Below are 15,513 nucleotides of genomic sequence, written 5' to 3'. Positions count from 1 at the left end.
ACTCAGAAGTCAGTGTTTGATGCCGACCATGATGTCGGCATCTGGACCAAAATAATTAGCTACGCTCTGCGATCAGGGCGTCAGCGATGTTCTTAGGCACTTCACCGTACTCGCTGAATTCCATCGAGTAAGATGCACGGCCTTGTGTTGCACTACGTAGGTCAGTAGCGTAACCGAACATTTCAGACAGTGGAACCTGGGCACGTACGATCTTCAGACCCGCTGGGCCTTCGTCCATACCACCGATCAGGCCACGACGACGGTTCAAGTCACCAACAACGTCACCCATCCACTCTTCTGGCGTGGTTACTTCAACCTTCATCATTGGCTCAAGCATAACAGGCTGCGCGTCGTGTGCACCTTTCTTGAATGCCATTGATGCGGCGATCTTAAACGCCATTTCGTTAGAGTCAACATCGTGATAAGAACCATCGAACAAGGTTGCCTTAACGTCAAGTACCGGATAGCCAGCGAGTACACCGTTAGCCATCTGCTCTTCGATACCTTTAGAAACCGAGCTGATGTATTCACGTGGAACCACACCACCAACGATTTCGTCAACGAAGACAAAACCTTCGTTTGGCTCTGATGGTTCGATTTTCAGCCATACGTGACCGTACTGACCACGACCACCAGACTGCTTAACGAACTTACCTTCAACTTTGGTGCTACCACGGATGGTTTCGCGATAAGCTACCTGAGGCTTACCAACGTTACACTCAACGTTAAATTCGCGACGCATACGGTCAACGATGATGTCTAGGTGAAGCTCACCCATACCAGAAATCAGGGTCTGGCCAGACTCTTCGTCAGACTCAACACGGAAAGATGGATCTTCTGCCGCCAGTTTACCTAGCGCGATACCCATTTTCTCTTGGTCAGCTTTAGACTTAGGCTCAACCGCGATTTGGATAACTGGATCTGGGAACTCCATGCGCTCTAGGATTACTTTTGAATCCATTGAACATAGGGTGTCACCCGTGGTCACGTCTTTCAGACCAACTGCAGCAGCGATGTCACCGGCACGGATTTCTTTGATCTCTTCACGCTTGTTCGAGTGCATCTGTACGATACGGCCCAAACGCTCACGCTTTTGCTTCACTGAGTTATAGACAGTGTCGCCAGAGTTAACCACGCCTGAGTAAACACGCATAAAGGTCAGCGTGCCCACGAATGGGTCAGTCGCGACTTTAAATGCCAATGCTGCAAACGGTTCTTTGTCGTCAGCGTGACGTGCGATTGGGTTACCGTCTTCGTCTTCACCTTTGATTGACTTAACGTCAATCGGTGAAGGCAAGTATTCGATAACCGCATCCAGCACTGCCTGAACGCCTTTGTTCTTAAACGCAGAACCACAGGTTGCCAGTACGATTTCGTTGTCAAGCGTACGCTGACGCAGCGCTGTTTTGATCTCTTCTTCAGACAACTCACCTTCTTCAAGGTACTTGTCCATGAGCTCTTCAGAGGCTTCCGCAGCAGACTCAACCAAGAAGTTGTGCCACTCTTCTGCTTGCTCTTTCAGATCGTCTGGAATTTCTTCATAGGTATAAGTCATACCCATGTCTTCTTCGTTCCAGTTGATCGCTTTCATTTTGATCAGGTCAATCACGCCTTTGAACTGGTCTTCTGCACCAATGTTCAAGTGAATTGGCACAGGGTGTGCGCCTAGGCGGTTTTTGATTTGATCAACCACGCGCAGGTAATCGGCACCCGCACGGTCCATCTTGTTCACGAATACCATACGCGGTACTTCGTATTTGTCAGCCTGACGCCATACGGTCTCAGACTGAGGCTCAACACCTGATGAACCACAGAATACAACTACCGCACCATCAAGCACACGCAAAGAACGCTCAACTTCGATAGTGAAGTCAACGTGTCCAGGGGTGTCGATGATGTTTACGCGGTGTTGTTTGAACTGCTGATCAGAACCGGCCCAGAAAGTCGTGGTCGCGGCTGAGGTGATGGTGATACCACGCTCCTGCTCTTGCGACATCCAGTCCATGGTAGCGGCGCCGTCGTGTACCTCACCGATTTTGTGTGACAGACCTGTGTAGAACAGGATCCGCTCGGTAGTCGTGGTTTTACCGGCGTCTACGTGAGCACAAATACCGATGTTACGGTAGCGCTCGATAGGGGTTTTACGAGCCACAATAGTATCCTCTTGCTAAGGTTAACCTTAGAAAATGGGTTTGGCGTGCCCCGAATGGGACACGCCATGAAGGCATTACCAGCGGTAATGTGCGAACGCTTTGTTCGCGTCTGCCATACGGTGAACGTCTTCACGTTTCTTAACAGCAGTACCTTTGTTTTCTGACGCGTCTAGCATCTCGCTTGCTAGGCGCTGAGCCATAGATTTTTCACCACGCTTACGAGCGGCTTCAACCAACCAACGCATAGCCAGTGCGTTACGACGTACAGGACGTACTTCTACTGGCACTTGGTAAGTTGAACCACCTACACGGCGAGATTTAACCTCGACCGCTGGGCGTACGTTTTCAAGAGCTTGTTCGAATACAGCCAAGTGCTCTTTACCAGAACGCTCAGCCATGATGTCTAGTGCACCATAAACGATTTTTTCAGCAGTTGACTTCTTACCGTCAACCATCAGGATGTTTACAAATTTTGCCAGCAATTCTGATCCGAACTTAGGATCTGGAAGAATTTTACGCTGACCAATTACGCGACGACGTGGCATGGATTATCTCCGTTGTCTTCTTCAGGTTTTATCCAAAACTTTTCAGTTTTTTCAAAATTCAATTGTTTGAGTGTTTGGCCTTACTTAACGGAATCCATTAAGACTTAGGACGCTTCACACCGTACTTAGAACGACCTTGTTTACGGCCGTTAACGCCTGCACAGTCTAGTGCGCCACGAACAGTGTGGTAACGCACACCCGGCAAGTCTTTAACACGACCGCCGCGGATAAGCACAACACTGTGCTCTTGCAGGTTGTGGCCTTCACCACCAATGTAAGAGGTGACTTCAAAGCCATTGGTCAAACGTACACGGCATACTTTACGCAGTGCAGAGTTTGGTTTCTTTGGAGTAGTGGTGTAAACACGAGTACATACACCACGTTTTTGTGGACACGCTTCCAACGCAGGCACGTTGCTTTTCGCAACTTGCTTCAAGCGTGGCTTGCGGACCAGCTGGTTAATAGTTGCCATTAAATAGCTCCTGATATTACTTAACGTATAAGTGTGAAAAATCTAGCCCCAATACAACAGGGACGCGAAATTTTAGGCGTCGGGGTATGGGGTGTCAAGATTTATACAGAGATCTTTGCATTGTTTGTTTTTCGAACAGCACGCGGGGGATTTTCACACGCGACAAAGACTAGCCGATTACCATGTCATTTGCGTGACATGTTCAGCACTCAAATCGACCAATTGATGCATATCAATCAGCTCAGCACGAGGGTGTAATGTATCGCCTAGCCCTCGTGCGTCCACATCATCTTTGAGCAAATAAACAGCATGAGTCTCGGTAAACAATCGGGTTGCCCACTCGCTCCCCGCCACCCCAGCGACGACGGCATCACTGATCAAGACAATCGCACTGTTCGACGGCGCGTAGTCTAAGCACTGTGCCAAGGCTTGACGGCTGTATGGTGAGTGTTTGACCAGGTGCAGCACGGCCTTCTCCTTAAAAATGTAAAATGCGATCGCAGCCTGACAGCTGCGTTTTGATTTGCTCGACGGATAACGCTTGAGTTGGCAGCACAGTCGAGGCTTGCTCAAGTCCTCGCGCGGTCAACGAGGCCTGACAGACATAAATCGCTTCGACATCACACAAAGGGAGCATTTTAAAACTGGCTATATAGTCACGGCTCAAAATGTGGCTCGGCTTTTGCCCTTCAAGTAATTGAAAGACACCGTCGCCGATAAAAAACACCGCAAGGTTGTCACAAAAGGCGGACGCGGCAAGCAGCGCATCAAGCCCTTCTCGACCACTCGCGCGACCGTGAGGCGCCGAGGAAAAAACAAACCCTATTTGCATCACATCCCCCTTAAAACTGCATCACGCGGTCTGCGGTCAATAAAGCTTCCGCTAGCGCTCCGAGCCCCGCTTGTGAAAACCCCGCGGCCAAGGTGCTTTGCGCTAACTCATGTTGTGTCGCTTCCTGATCACTGATCACACCACGGCGCAGCGCCGCCGCCACGCACGTTTCCAGTTGCACCTGATGATCTCGCGCGAGGGTTTGCCATGCTGTCACCATATCAAACTCATCGTTGGCAGGCACCGTGGTCGCCATGCCGTTTAACACGCCGTCTTGATAAAAGAACACCTTACTGACCTGATGTCCTGCTTCAATCGCCGCACAGGCAAACTGATACGCGGTACGTGCCATCTGTGACCCATAAGCCGGCTCAGTCACCACTAACACATACTGCAAACTCATGACTCAGCCTCTTCGGTTTTACGTTGTCTGACGTAAAGGTACACCGTATGTTTAGAGATATTCAGCCGAGCCGCGACCCGATTAATGGCATCCTTGATATCAAAAATGCCTTTATCATAGAGCGCCATCACTATCTGGCGGTTTTTGGTATTGTTAGACACGCTTTTATCGGCGTTCACTTCTTCAACGGTACGCTCGACCGTTTGATCCACCAGCTCGTCAACATCACTGGCAAAGTTAACCGATGAGGCCGCTTGTTTAGCTTGGTCGTCGGGGATGAAGGCTTGCAGTACCTGAGAAAAAGGGGCATCTAAATTGATATTGATACATAACAGCCCAATGATGCGATTGTCTCCATTGCGAATGGCCACCGTGATTGATTTCATCAAGGTGCCACTTTTCGCACGCGTAAAGTAAGCGCGAGAAAAGTTGCGCTCGGACCCTTCGATATCACGTAGCATACGCAACGCTAAATCAGTGATGGGCGAGCCTACCTGACGCCCGGTGTTCTCGCCATTGGCAATTTTTATCGCCGATTTATTTAAATCGTCTAATGCATGCAGCACGATTTCACAGTGCTCACCAATCAAGGCGGCTAGCCCATCAACCACAGCCGAATATGACTGCAATATAATGCTGTCTTGTTGGTTGAGTGGATTGGGCTCAATGAGCTCACTTTCCGTCATAATGTTCGCGCCAAAACCCTCTGTCGGTACCACGTACGCCTATCCTTATTCGACCATGTCTCTTTTTTGTTCTGCGCTCAGTTTAACAGAATTCACGCTGAAAAATGTAAAAAGCCCCGGCTAGGCCGGGGCGAATGCTATACGGCAAGACGGGGTGATTTAGCCTTCGCTGGCCGCTTCTTTGTTGCTATCGTCTTTAATTTCAAGTAATTCAACATCAAACACTAAGGTTGAGTTAGCCGGGATCGATGCGGTGTCTTGGTCGCCATAAGCCAACTCTGGCGGCACAACAAAGGTGAACTTAGAGCCTACAGGCATCAGCTGCACCCCTTCAGTCCAACCTGGGATCACACGATTAAGTGGGAACGTCGCAGGTTCACCACGCTCGTACGAGCTATCAAATTGCGTACCGTCAGTCAGAGTACCTTTATAATGCACCACGACGGTGTCTTCAGCTGATGGCTTCTCGCCATCACCCATGCTATCGACTTTGTACAACAGCCCAGAGTCAGTTTCCTTTACGCCTTCTTTCTGCGCGAACTCAGTGCGGTATTTTTCACCGTCAGCGATGGCGGCTTCTGCCTTTTCTTTCGCTTGTTGCTGCGCAAGCTTGGTCACACGCTGATCAAGCGATTGCAGTGCCGCTTGTGCTTGCTCATCGGTTAACTTTGACTCACCTTGAAAGACGTCTTGCACCCCTTGCAATACCACCTCTTTATCCAGTTCGAGACCAATCTCGGCCTGCTGCTCCAAATTGGCGTTGAGGTATTGTGCCAAAGAAGCGCCAATCGCGTAGGCTGCTTTGTCGTCTTCGTTCGCAAACGCTGCTTCGGCTTTTTCAGCCGCTTGGTTCGTTTGCTCTACTTTTGCGTCTTCTTGCTGACAGCCGACGGCAAAGGCAACGGTTGCCGCGAGTAGCGACATCTTCATTACTGATTTCATTGGGTACTCCGTTGATGGTAAGGATTAATCCTCGTATTGTATTTACTGACGCATCAACCATGCGAAAGCCTGTTTCTATCCATATACTCGTGGTTATATGGCTGCACACACTGGAACTCAAGTATGATGCCCAAAATCCGCCACATTGTTGGCATTTTTATTGTTTTAAGCACCCTGTTCGGCTGTTGGCAGTCTGGCAAAGAAGCCCAGCGCTGGTCAATCCACCCTGAGGGCGCCACCAGCTTTAGCCTGAGTCGAGACGGGCGATTTGCCCTACTCGCCTCGGACGAGACCGATATTGTGCTGTGGGACCTTGTCACCAATCAGCAGTTGGCGGGGCTGGGGCCGCAAGACCCCAATGCGAACCCCGTCGTGGTCAGCCATATTTCCGATAATAAACGCTACGCTATCACCGCAACGGCACAAAACTTTGCCGTTTGGGACCTGGCTTGGAGCCAGTCTCAGGGACTTTGGTCCATTTCTGACGGCATCATTCGCGATGCTGCGATCAGCAACAATGGTGAAAAGCTGGTGCTTGCCATGTCTAACGGCAAAGCATTATTCATCGACTTAGGCACGGGGAGGCGCCTAGAGTTCCTCGCGCATCGCGATAAAGTCAATGCGGTCGCGATTTCCCCCAATGGTGCTTACGTCCTGTCAGGCGGTAATGACCATCATGCCTACTTTTGGGATACCGAGTCGGGACAAATTATCAACGACTTCGCCTATGATCAACGGGTTAAGCAAGTAGCCCTGCATCGTGACGGGCAATACGCGTTCGTTTCTGATGGCGGCAACCGCGCCGTGATTTGGGCCTTACCCAGTGGCGAGAAGGTGAGTGAGTTAGATATTTTCGCTCGCCAAGCCATATACGCCAGTGCCCGTTTTTCCGATGATGGCCGTCAGTTGGCGACGGGCACGCCTTCACAGCGGGTCGAGTTATGGGATGTACAAAGCGGTGAAAACATCGGCCGCTGGCAAGCTTTGGCACAACCAGACACTCGCCCGCCGAGCGCAGTCGTGTATGATGTGGCTATCGACCCCACCGGGCGAGTGATTTCCGGGACATCCGCCGGTATCGCCCAAGCTTGGTTAACCGACGCGCAATAGCGAGAGAGCAGTATGAGCGAGATTGATAAGTTACAGCAGCAAATCGACGACCTGGAATATAAGGTCGCTTTTCAAGAAGACACCATCGAGCAGCTCAACAGTGCGTTAACCCAGCAGCAGGGGGATATTGAGCGTATGACAGTGCAAATTCAATACTTAGTCAGTAAGTTAAAAAACATAGAGCCGGAAAACATTGCCAGCCAAGCAGAAGAAACCCCGCCACCACACTACTGATACGAAAAAGGCGCCATTCGGCGCCTTTCATTCACCACAGACGGATACCGTCTTAGTGGTCGTGACCACAGCTTTCACCGTCTTGGTGAATATGACCGTGAGACACTTCCTCTTCTGTCGCTTCGCGAACGTCAACCACTTCCACAGAGAAAGACAGGGTTTGACCGGCTAGCATGTGGTTAGCGTCAACCACCACTTCTTCACCATCAACTTCAGTCACTTCAACTGGGATTTGGCCTTGGTCCGTTTCTGCCATAAAGCGCATGCCCACTTCTACTTGGTCTACGCCTTGGAATACGTTAGCAGGTACGCGTTGTACCATGGCTTCTTGGTAGTCACCATAAGCTTCGTCTGGGCCTACAGTCACGTCAAAGCTCTCACCTTTTTCGCGGCCTTCCAGCGCGTTCTCAAGACCTACGATCAGGTTACGATGACCGTGCAGGTATTGGAGAGGCTCTTGTGCTGTTGATTCGTCAACAAGTGCACCATCTTCATTTTTTACTTGGTAAGCCAGGCTGACTACCACATCTTTTGCAATTTTCATGCTCGCTCCGAGACCGGAAGGTAAATGGACTGCCGATGATAACGGATCCCCTACTCCGGTTTAAAGATCCCAATGACATTCTCTGCTGACTCGGCACCAGAGTGTGACTGTTGTGCCGAATCAGGCAACCGACTATCATGATAATCGCAGCTGACACATTCTACTTTGTCAATATTATTTTCGCGCCACACTCGTAACGTATCGAGCTGTTGGCACGCTGGGCAAGCAGCCCCAGCAATGAAACGTTTTTTCACTTCAACACCTTACTCATCTCGGTTCCAACTTTGGTGCCGCTCACTATCACCGCGCATTTCTCGGTCAAAAATTTCTTCTAACTCTTTGCGCGCTTCTTTCACCCGAGAGGCCGTCGCTAAATCTTCACTGTGTTGGGGTAACAAGTCTTGCAATACCCGCATATCCAACTTACGAAATAGAATTTCGGCTCGCTTGGCTTTGTACGGATGCATACCCAGTGACTCTAGCGTCTGTCTCCCGAGCTCAAGCGCCCCCAAAAAGGTTTCACGCGAGAATTGATCCACGCCCTGCGCCATCAATTGATAAGCCTCTACACGGCTCCTTGCCCGCGCCATTACTTTAAGGTTAGGGAAATGGCGCGCACAAAGATCAACAATTTCCATCACCTCATCAGGCGAATCAGTACAAATCACAATCGCTTCAGCGGTATGCGCCCCTGCCGCCCGTAATAAATCGAGCTGAGTTGCATCGCCATAATACACTTCATAGCCAAAGCGACGTAGCAGCTTAATTTGCGTCGGATCACGTTCTAATATGGTCACCCCAATTTTATTGGCGAACATCAACCGGCCCACCACCTGACCAAAGCGACCAAAACCGGCAATGATCACGCGCGCATCAGCTTGCTCAAACTGTCCTTGGGGTGGCGCGTCCTCTGGCTCGTTGAACGTGCGGGCAAACCAGCGTTGTTGAAGCGTCAGCATTAAAGGCGTGGTCATCATCGACAAGCTGACCACCACCAACAAAAACGCGTTTAACTCTTGGTCAAGCAAACCCTGGTTACGCGCCGCATTGAAAATGACAAACGCAAATTCTCCCCCTTGGCTGAGTAATACCGCCATTTGACTACGCGCTTTCGGTACGACCCCGAAGGCACGCGCTAAGCCATAAAGCAGCAAGGTCTTCACCAAAATTAACGCCGCAACCGCTCCCAGAATGGCCAGTGGATAGTCGAGCAATAAACCAAGGTCAACGGTCATTCCCACCGCAATAAAGAACAGCCCGAGCAACAAACCTTTAAAAGGCTCAATCGCGGTTTCTAATTCATGCCGGTATTCACTTTCAGCCAGCAGTACCCCAGCAAGAAAAGCACCTAGCGCCATTGATAACCCTAACGCTTGCATGGAGAGGGCAATCCCTATCACCAAGGCCAACGAGGTCACTGTAAATAGCTCGGTAACACCGCTCATAGCCACTAGACGAAACAGTGGGCGCAGCAAGAAATGACCGCCCACCAGCAAGATACCGATGCCAACAAACATCCATAATACGTCGAGCCAACTGCCAGCGCTGCCACCGGCAAGCGCAGGGATCATCGCGAGCATCGGGATCACCGCAATGTCTTGGAAGAGTAAGACCGCAAACCCCGCTTGCCCGGTTTCGCTGCGCATCAGGCGTTGATCTTCAATAATCTTCATCGCAATCGCGGTTGAAGAAAGCGCCAAGCCGACCCCAATCACCAACGCTTGCGAGAGTGTCAAGCCTGCCAATGCGCAAATCACACCGATAAACAACGCTGTGACCACGACCTGACTGCCCCCAAGCCCGATAATCGGCCGTCGCATCTGGAGCAACTTTTTCGGGTTCAACTCCAAGCCAATCAGGAAAAGCAGCAGCACCACGCCGAACTCCGCAAAATGGAGAATCGCATCCACATCACGGACTAGGCCCAGCCCCCAGGGCCCGATCACTATGCCTGCCAGCAAATAGCCAAGGACAGAGCCCATGCCCAAGCGCTGCGCCAACGGAACCGCAATCACCGCCGCCAATAAAAAGACAAAAGCCACCGATAAGAGGTTGTTATCCATCCTCTCCTCCTTGTTGCACCAGCGGATCGGCGAGCCAATCGGCATAAATCTCGGCAAAAGCCTCGCGATCGGCATCGCCAACGCGACGCGCCCAGTGCAAGACCAACGGTGGGATCCAATACATCCGACATAATGAGGCGGTCAATTCAAAGGGTTGCAAGAGTTCGGCCATCGAATATTTATTGTAACCTTGTTGGCTAAACGCTTCGGCCGCCCCCCCGGTGGTCACTACAAAGCGACAGGTTTTACCTGCCAACGCATCCCCACCTTGACCATGTGCAAACCCTTTCCCTAGCACCACATCTATCCACTCTTTTAACAGCGCCGGACAGGAATACATTTGCAGTGGATGCTGAAAGACCAACACATCGGCGTCAGTGACCAACGCGCGCTCATGATGGACGTCCACCACAAAATCAGGGTATGCAGCGTAAATATCGTGCACGGTGACATGGGTCAGCGGGGTAATGGCCTCAATTAAACGACGATTAGCAACGGATTCATCGGGGTCGGGGTGAGCAAAAATCACCAGTACCTTGGGAAGAGAGGGGCTTTCAGCCTTATCTCGGGGCATAGGCTTCCTTGTCTTATGATTATGGTCAGAACGCAATCTGTTCATTTATTCCGTGTTTTTAACTTTAACACACAAATATGCCCCGTCTGTGTCTGACCAGTAGGATGACGCGGTAGAATTTGGCAATCCCTGTATCAAGCTGGTATAACGACCGCGCAACAATGCGCATCCATCAACCCGAGACAGACTGAGTAATCATGATTCGCTTCTCCGACATTCAACTGCTTCGTGGTGGTAAGCCCCTGCTTGACCACACTTCAGCCACTATCTCACCAGGCGATAAAGTCGGCTTGGTGGGCAAAAATGGCTGTGGCAAATCTAGCCTGTTTGCCTTGCTCCGCCACCAATTATCCCTGGATGCCGGCCGTTGTGATTACCCAAGCCAATGGCAAGTGGCTTGGGTAGCGCAAGAGACCCCCGCACTTGATAAAAGCGCCCTTGAATATGTCATTGATGGCGACAGCGAATACCGCGAGCTCCAACAAGCCCTACGCGACGCCGAAGCCCGTGATGATGGTAACGCGGTGGCGATGTTACACGACAAATTGGATGCCATTGGTGGCTACACCATTGAAGCTCGCGCCGCGAGTCTGCTCGATGGTTTGGGCTTTAGCCAACCCCAAGTCCACTGGTCGCTCACCCAATTCTCAGGGGGCTGGCGAATGCGACTGAACTTAGCACAAGCGCTATTATGCCGCTCTGATCTATTGTTGCTGGATGAGCCTACCAACCACTTGGATCTCAATGCGGTGATGTGGCTGGAAAAATGGTTACAACAATACCCAGGCACCTTGGTGTTGATCTCCCACGACCGGGACTTTTTGGATCCTGTCGTCAACCGGATTATTCATATTGAGCATCAACAACTTAATGAATACACCGGTAATTATTCTGACTTTGAGCAGATGCGCGCGCAAAAATTGGCCCAACAACAGGCGCAGTACGAAAAGCAACAAAAGCAAATTGCCCACATGCAATCGTACATTGACCGCTTTCGCTACAAAGCGACCAAAGCCCGCCAAGCGCAAAGCCGGATTAAAGCGCTCGAGCGCATGGAGAAAGTATTGCCCGCGCAATACGATAATCCGTTTAGTTTTACCTTCTTCACACCGGATGCCTTACCCACTCCCATTTTAATGATGGACAAGGTGGCGGCCGGTTATGATAAGACGCCCATTATTGAAAACATTCGCCTTAACCTGGTGCCGGGGGCGCGCATTGGCTTACTGGGGCGCAATGGTGCGGGTAAGTCGACCCTGATAAAACTCCTCGCGGGCAGCTTACCCGCCATGGCGGGCGAATTAACCTATTCACAAGGGGTGAAAATTGGCTATTTTGCCCAACACCAACTCGATACGTTACGCATCGACGATACACCACTTCAGCACTTAAACCGGTTGGCTCCCACCACCGCTGAGCAAACCTTGCGTGATTTTCTCGGCCGGTTTGGCTTTCAAGGCGACAAGGCGCTCGAGCCTATCGGCCCCTTCTCTGGCGGAGAAAAAGCCCGCCTTGTGCTCGCCTTACTGGTCTGGCAAAAGCCGAACTTATTGTTACTTGATGAGCCAACCAACCATCTGGACTTGGATATGCGCCAAGCGCTGACACTCGCTTTACAGTCCTACGAGGGCGCGATGGTGATTGTCAGTCACGATCGCTTTTTGCTGCGCGCCACCACCGATGATTTGTACTTGGTCGACAATGGCGCAGTGCTACCCTTTGATGGAGACTTGAACGATTATCATCGCTGGCTGACCGATCAACAGCGCGCCGATCGCGCCGAGACCAAAAAACAAGCGGCCGCGGAGAAAACAGCGCCGCAACAAACACAGATGGATCGCAAAGCGCAAAAACGCCGCGATGCCGAGTTACGCAAGCAAACCGCGCCTTTGCGGAAAAAAATTGACAATCTCGACACACAGATAGAGCAACTCTCTGCCATTATCACTGACGCAGAAAATCAGTTGGCGGACCCTGACATTTATCACACTGATAATAAGGCGCAACTCACGGCGCAATTGCAACGTCAAGCGGATGCCAAATCGACGCTCGAAGAGGTGGAACAAGAATGGATGGAGCGACAAGAAGAGCTGGAAGCCCTGGAGGCGACATTCAATCAAAACTAACCCCTGGGATGGCGAACCCCGCCGACCTATGGCAGTTTTGTTTACATCATTATGGCAAGCCAGAGGTGAAGCAAGCTTGCCTCAGGCTCCAAGACGAGCATCAAGGCAACGTCAACCTTGCCTTATTACTCGCCTGGATTGAACAGCACGGCTATGGTCTTGCGCCCGAGAGCCTCACACAACTGAAGCACGCATTGAGCCGCTCTGAGCACTTACTGATTGCTTACCGTCATTTACGGCGTGACATCAAGCCGCGTGTCGGGAGTGGGCAATATAAAAAAATGCTTAACTTCGAGCTCAGCTTAGAAAAATTCCAACAGCAAGATTTAGTCGATGCCCTGAATCGTCAAACCTGGCTCACGGACACCGCCTCTCCTCTCGCCTACTATTGCCGTCAGTTGTCACCATCAGCACGCAACCTATACACATCACTGAAGGTGACACCCGCCGAGGAACAGGGAAGCAACCATGATGACACCGTTTAAACCCATTCCCAGCGCGCGGAATGCGCACCTGCAAACCTTGTTGCCTCGCTTTCTGCGTCGTGCCCCGCTTTTCACCCCTCGCTGGCAGCAATTTGACCTGCCCGATGGCGATTTTGTTGATCTGGCGTGGACGCATCAGCCGCAACCTGGACAGCCGATTGTTGTTTTATTCCATGGCTTAGCAGGCAGTTTTGACAGCCCGTATGCCAACGGCTTGCTCGCGGCCTTCCAACGCCAAGGTTGGTGCGGCGTGGTGATGCACTTTCGCAGCTGCAGTGGCCGCCTCAATCGTGCCGCGCGGACCTATCACTCGGGAGAAACCCAGGACGCACGCGCCTTCTTAACCCATTTGCGTCAAACCTATCCAGAGAGTCAAATTGGCGCAGTCGGGGTCTCTTTGGGGGGAAATATGCTGGTGCGCTACCTGGCGGACTATCACGATGATCCCATCGTGGCCTGTGGCTGCGCCGTGTCGCCGCCACTTGACCTTGCCGCCTGCTCGATGCGTATCCAGCAAGGCTTTTCCCGTATTTATCAAGCCTATTTATTGCGCTCGATGCGACAAATCCTAGCGGAAAAGCTCACACGGCATCAGCAAGTAGGCCGATGGCACGCGGGGGAGCGCCCGGCGATAAACACTCTGTTCGAGTTCGACCAAACCGTCACCGCTCCGCTTCATGGCTTTGACGATGCCCTCCACTATTATCGCGCCTGCAGTGGTTTATCGGTGCTCGACACCATCAAGGCCCCACTGGCGATTATTCATGCCAAAGACGATCCTTTTATGACCGACGCGGTGATCCCTACGTCCCCGTTACCCGCAAACATTGATTACCAACTCACTGAACATGGCGGCCATGTTGGCTTTGTCGCCGGTAGTTGGCGACAGCCACAGTTTTGGCTTGAGCACGCCGTCCCCCACTGGCTTGCCACTTATCTACCCGTACCATCACCTCATTCGGATCGTGTGAGTGACACGCGCACGATCAAGAAAGCGTAGAGAACCACTGCATTACGCGGAATGATCGGGTAAAATGCGAGCCAATTCACAACATTCACATCAGGCACCCTAGCATGCCATCCTGAGATCGATAAAAGGTGATGTAGTATGATGGTTCCATGGCAATCGATTCCCGACGAGACACTCACAGGTTTAATTGAGCATTTTGTGTTACGGGAAGGAACCGATTATGGTGAGCAAGAAGTCAGCTTTGCACAAAAAGTGGAGGACGTTCGCCAACAACTGCAATCCGGAGAAGCCGTGATTGTGTATTCTGAGTTGCACGAGACAGTGGATATTCGTCGTAAAGCAGCACTCAGATCCTAGCATCGCAGTACTCGCCGTATCGCGATACAAATTCAGACTGAATGACAGGGCGCGTCATGTCGGCTAAACATCCAATTATTGCGGTCACCGGCTCGTCAGGGGCCGGCACCACCACCACCTCGGAAGCCTTCCGAAAGATGTTCCAAATGATGAACATCAAAGCGGCCTGGCTAGAAGGGGACAGCTTTCATCGCTTTACCCGTCCCGAAATGGACGTCGAGATCCGTAAAGCGCGTGAGCAAGGTAAACATATCAGCTATTTTGGCCCCACCGCCAACGACTTCCCTCGGCTGGAACAGTTTTTTCGTGAGTATGGTGACCAAGGCACCGGGAAGTACCGCCGCTACTTACATACCTTTGATGAAGCGGTGCCCTATAACCAAATGCCTGGTACCTTCACGCCATGGCAAGACTTGGCCGACAATACCAATGTATTGTTTTACGAAGGGTTGCACGGCGGCGTGGTCGACGGTGACGTCAACGTTGCGCAGCACGTCGATCTCTTGATTGGTATGGTCCCCATCGTCAACTTAGAGTGGATTCAAAAATTTGTCCGTGATACGCGCGATAGAGGCCATTCTCGTGAAGCGGTGACCGACTCGATTGTGCGCTCAATGGATGATTATCTGCACTATATCACCCCGCAGTTTTCTCGCACCCATATCAACTTTCAGCGCGTTCCCACGGTAGATACCTCAAACCCATTAAATGCCAAAGGGATTCCGTCTTTGGATGAAAGCTTTGTGGTGATCCGCTTTCGTGGCATGAAAAACGTCGACTTCCCTTATCTGTTGCAAATGATCACCGGGTCGTTTATGTCGCGCCATAACACCTTAGTGGTGCCGGGAGGAAAAATGGGCTTTGCAATGGAATTGATCATACGTCCATTGATCCAGCAATTGATAGAAAAAGGCAAGATTGGCTGAGGCGTAGCGCATTCATGATGTATTACTTCTCAAGCCGTGATCTTAGCCACGTTTTTGCCAGTTTTTTAGGCGGTTGGCCTAGATCAAAATC

The 15,513-nt window shown here is 51.3% G+C and carries 19 protein-coding genes; 7 read left to right on the top strand and 12 right to left on the bottom strand.

The features are described 5' to 3' along the window. Positions 1-55 precede the first annotated feature (55 nt). The 8 genes from fusA to fkpA form a co-directional block, all read right to left on the bottom strand. Complete coding sequence (fusA, locus tag BZG72_RS07110; RefSeq protein WP_077666450.1) at positions 56-2,152, bottom strand: elongation factor G; 2,097 nt, start codon at positions 2,150-2,152, stop codon at positions 56-58. A gap of 75 nt (positions 2,153-2,227) precedes the next feature. Beyond that, positions 2,228-2,698, bottom strand: a complete 471-nt coding sequence (gene rpsG, locus BZG72_RS07105; RefSeq protein WP_025673237.1) for a 30S ribosomal protein S7 — start codon at positions 2,696-2,698, stop codon at positions 2,228-2,230. A gap of 97 nt (positions 2,699-2,795) precedes the next feature. Then, a complete protein-coding gene (rpsL, locus tag BZG72_RS07100; RefSeq protein ID WP_025673238.1) occupies positions 2,796-3,170 on the bottom strand; it encodes a 30S ribosomal protein S12 in 375 nt (124 codons plus the stop codon). 177 nt (positions 3,171-3,347) lie between these two features. After that, positions 3,348-3,638: a sulfurtransferase complex subunit TusB gene (gene tusB, locus BZG72_RS07095; RefSeq protein ID WP_158075454.1), complete on the bottom strand. Its 291-nt coding sequence runs from the start codon at positions 3,636-3,638 to the stop codon at positions 3,348-3,350. A gap of 10 nt (positions 3,639-3,648) precedes the next feature. Next, the gene (tusC, locus tag BZG72_RS07090; protein ID WP_046074786.1) at positions 3,649-4,005 is read right to left on the bottom strand and encodes a sulfurtransferase complex subunit TusC; all 357 of its coding nucleotides are present in this window, start codon (positions 4,003-4,005) and stop codon (positions 3,649-3,651) included. 7 nt (positions 4,006-4,012) lie between these two features. Continuing rightward, positions 4,013-4,405, bottom strand: a complete 393-nt coding sequence (gene tusD / locus BZG72_RS07085) for a sulfurtransferase complex subunit TusD (RefSeq protein ID WP_046074785.1) — start codon at positions 4,403-4,405, stop codon at positions 4,013-4,015. Then, positions 4,402-5,091 (bottom strand): helix-turn-helix transcriptional regulator, encoded by a 690-nt coding sequence (locus BZG72_RS07080; RefSeq protein WP_152795982.1) that lies wholly within the window; start codon positions 5,089-5,091, stop codon positions 4,402-4,404. Before BZG72_RS07080 ends, tusD begins: the two co-directional genes overlap by 4 nt. Positions 5,092-5,250: 159 nt before the next feature. Then, on the bottom strand, positions 5,251-6,033 hold the full coding sequence (fkpA, locus tag BZG72_RS07075; RefSeq protein ID WP_046074783.1) for an FKBP-type peptidyl-prolyl cis-trans isomerase: 783 nt from the start codon (positions 6,031-6,033) through the stop codon (positions 5,251-5,253). A 126-nt stretch (positions 6,034-6,159) separates the two neighbouring features. On the opposite strand from fkpA, the gene BZG72_RS07070 reads away from it, so the two are divergent. Together BZG72_RS07070 and BZG72_RS07065 are read left to right on the top strand one after the other, a co-directional pair. Beyond that, positions 6,160-7,143, top strand: coding sequence for a WD40 repeat domain-containing protein (locus tag BZG72_RS07070; RefSeq protein ID WP_077666456.1), 984 nt, complete (start codon positions 6,160-6,162; stop codon positions 7,141-7,143). 12 nt (positions 7,144-7,155) lie between these two features. Continuing rightward, positions 7,156-7,377 (top strand): SlyX family protein, encoded by a 222-nt coding sequence (locus tag BZG72_RS07065; RefSeq protein WP_046074782.1) that lies wholly within the window; start codon positions 7,156-7,158, stop codon positions 7,375-7,377. 52 nt (positions 7,378-7,429) lie between these two features. Here the strand turns inward: BZG72_RS07065 and slyD are convergent, their stop codons facing one another. Genes slyD through kefG form a run of 4 tightly spaced genes read right to left on the bottom strand, consistent with a single transcriptional unit; the run spans position 7,430 to position 10,558 of the window. Further along, a complete protein-coding gene (gene slyD, locus BZG72_RS07060) occupies positions 7,430-7,921 on the bottom strand; it encodes a peptidylprolyl isomerase (RefSeq protein ID WP_046074781.1) in 492 nt (163 codons plus the stop codon). 50 nt (positions 7,922-7,971) lie between these two features. Further along, positions 7,972-8,175, bottom strand: a complete 204-nt coding sequence (locus tag BZG72_RS07055; RefSeq protein WP_046074780.1) for a YheV family putative zinc ribbon protein — start codon at positions 8,173-8,175, stop codon at positions 7,972-7,974. Positions 8,176-8,184: 9 nt separating this feature from the next. After that, positions 8,185-9,984: a glutathione-regulated potassium-efflux system protein KefB gene (kefB, locus tag BZG72_RS07050; protein WP_077666448.1), complete on the bottom strand. Its 1,800-nt coding sequence runs from the start codon at positions 9,982-9,984 to the stop codon at positions 8,185-8,187. Then, the gene (gene kefG, locus BZG72_RS07045) at positions 9,977-10,558 is read right to left on the bottom strand and encodes a glutathione-regulated potassium-efflux system ancillary protein KefG (RefSeq protein ID WP_077578268.1); all 582 of its coding nucleotides are present in this window, start codon (positions 10,556-10,558) and stop codon (positions 9,977-9,979) included. Before kefG ends, kefB begins: the two co-directional genes overlap by 8 nt. A gap of 197 nt (positions 10,559-10,755) precedes the next feature. Between kefG and BZG72_RS07040 the strand changes: the two genes are divergently transcribed. The 5 genes from BZG72_RS07040 to BZG72_RS07020 all read left to right on the top strand — a co-directional run bounded on the left by BZG72_RS07040 (position 10,756) and on the right by BZG72_RS07020 (position 15,422). After that, on the top strand, positions 10,756-12,684 hold the full coding sequence (locus BZG72_RS07040) for an ABC transporter ATP-binding protein (protein WP_077578267.1): 1,929 nt from the start codon (positions 10,756-10,758) through the stop codon (positions 12,682-12,684). 8 nt (positions 12,685-12,692) lie between these two features. Further along, positions 12,693-13,169, top strand: a complete 477-nt coding sequence (locus BZG72_RS07035; RefSeq protein WP_046074776.1) for a TIGR02444 family protein — start codon at positions 12,693-12,695, stop codon at positions 13,167-13,169. After that, positions 13,153-14,169 (top strand): hydrolase, encoded by a 1,017-nt coding sequence (locus BZG72_RS07030; RefSeq protein ID WP_077578265.1) that lies wholly within the window; start codon positions 13,153-13,155, stop codon positions 14,167-14,169. Before BZG72_RS07035 ends, BZG72_RS07030 begins: the two co-directional genes overlap by 17 nt. A gap of 108 nt (positions 14,170-14,277) precedes the next feature. Beyond that, positions 14,278-14,496, top strand: coding sequence for a YheU family protein (locus tag BZG72_RS07025; protein WP_077578264.1), 219 nt, complete (start codon positions 14,278-14,280; stop codon positions 14,494-14,496). A gap of 56 nt (positions 14,497-14,552) precedes the next feature. Continuing rightward, positions 14,553-15,422, top strand: coding sequence for a phosphoribulokinase (locus tag BZG72_RS07020; RefSeq protein ID WP_046074773.1), 870 nt, complete (start codon positions 14,553-14,555; stop codon positions 15,420-15,422). The last annotated feature ends 91 nt before the right edge of the window (positions 15,423-15,513 follow it).

This window comes from Salinivibrio sp. PR6 (assembly GCF_001995955.1).
In the GTDB taxonomy this organism is placed as follows: Bacteria; Pseudomonadota; Gammaproteobacteria; order Enterobacterales; family Vibrionaceae; genus Salinivibrio; species Salinivibrio siamensis.
This window is presented reverse-complemented; position numbering and strand designations above follow the sequence as displayed.

Coding starts and splice junctions, on each gene's coding strand:
- rpsG (WP_025673237.1), bottom strand. CDS start 2,698: ATGCCACGTCGTCGCGTAATTGGTCAGCGTAAAATTCTTCCAGATCCT.
- rpsL (WP_025673238.1), bottom strand. CDS start 3,170: ATGGCAACTATTAACCAGCTGGTCCGCAAGCCACGCTTGAAGCAAGTT.
- tusD (WP_046074785.1), bottom strand. CDS start 4,405: ATGAGTTTGCAGTATGTGTTAGTGGTGACTGAGCCGGCTTATGGGTCA.
- BZG72_RS07080 (WP_152795982.1), bottom strand. CDS start 5,091: ATGACGGAAAGTGAGCTCATTGAGCCCAATCCACTCAACCAACAAGAC.
- fkpA (WP_046074783.1), bottom strand. CDS start 6,033: ATGAAATCAGTAATGAAGATGTCGCTACTCGCGGCAACCGTTGCCTTT.
- BZG72_RS07070 (WP_077666456.1), top strand. CDS start 6,160: ATGCCCAAAATCCGCCACATTGTTGGCATTTTTATTGTTTTAAGCACC.
- BZG72_RS07065 (WP_046074782.1), top strand. CDS start 7,156: ATGAGCGAGATTGATAAGTTACAGCAGCAAATCGACGACCTGGAATAT.
- slyD (WP_046074781.1), bottom strand. CDS start 7,921: ATGAAAATTGCAAAAGATGTGGTAGTCAGCCTGGCTTACCAAGTAAAA.
- kefB (WP_077666448.1), bottom strand. CDS start 9,984: ATGGATAACAACCTCTTATCGGTGGCTTTTGTCTTTTTATTGGCGGCG.
- kefG (WP_077578268.1), bottom strand. CDS start 10,558: ATGCCCCGAGATAAGGCTGAAAGCCCCTCTCTTCCCAAGGTACTGGTG.
- BZG72_RS07040 (WP_077578267.1), top strand. CDS start 10,756: ATGATTCGCTTCTCCGACATTCAACTGCTTCGTGGTGGTAAGCCCCTG.
- BZG72_RS07035 (WP_046074776.1), top strand. CDS start 12,693: ATGGCGAACCCCGCCGACCTATGGCAGTTTTGTTTACATCATTATGGC.
- BZG72_RS07030 (WP_077578265.1), top strand. CDS start 13,153: ATGATGACACCGTTTAAACCCATTCCCAGCGCGCGGAATGCGCACCTG.
- BZG72_RS07025 (WP_077578264.1), top strand. CDS start 14,278: ATGATGGTTCCATGGCAATCGATTCCCGACGAGACACTCACAGGTTTA.
- BZG72_RS07020 (WP_046074773.1), top strand. CDS start 14,553: ATGTCGGCTAAACATCCAATTATTGCGGTCACCGGCTCGTCAGGGGCC.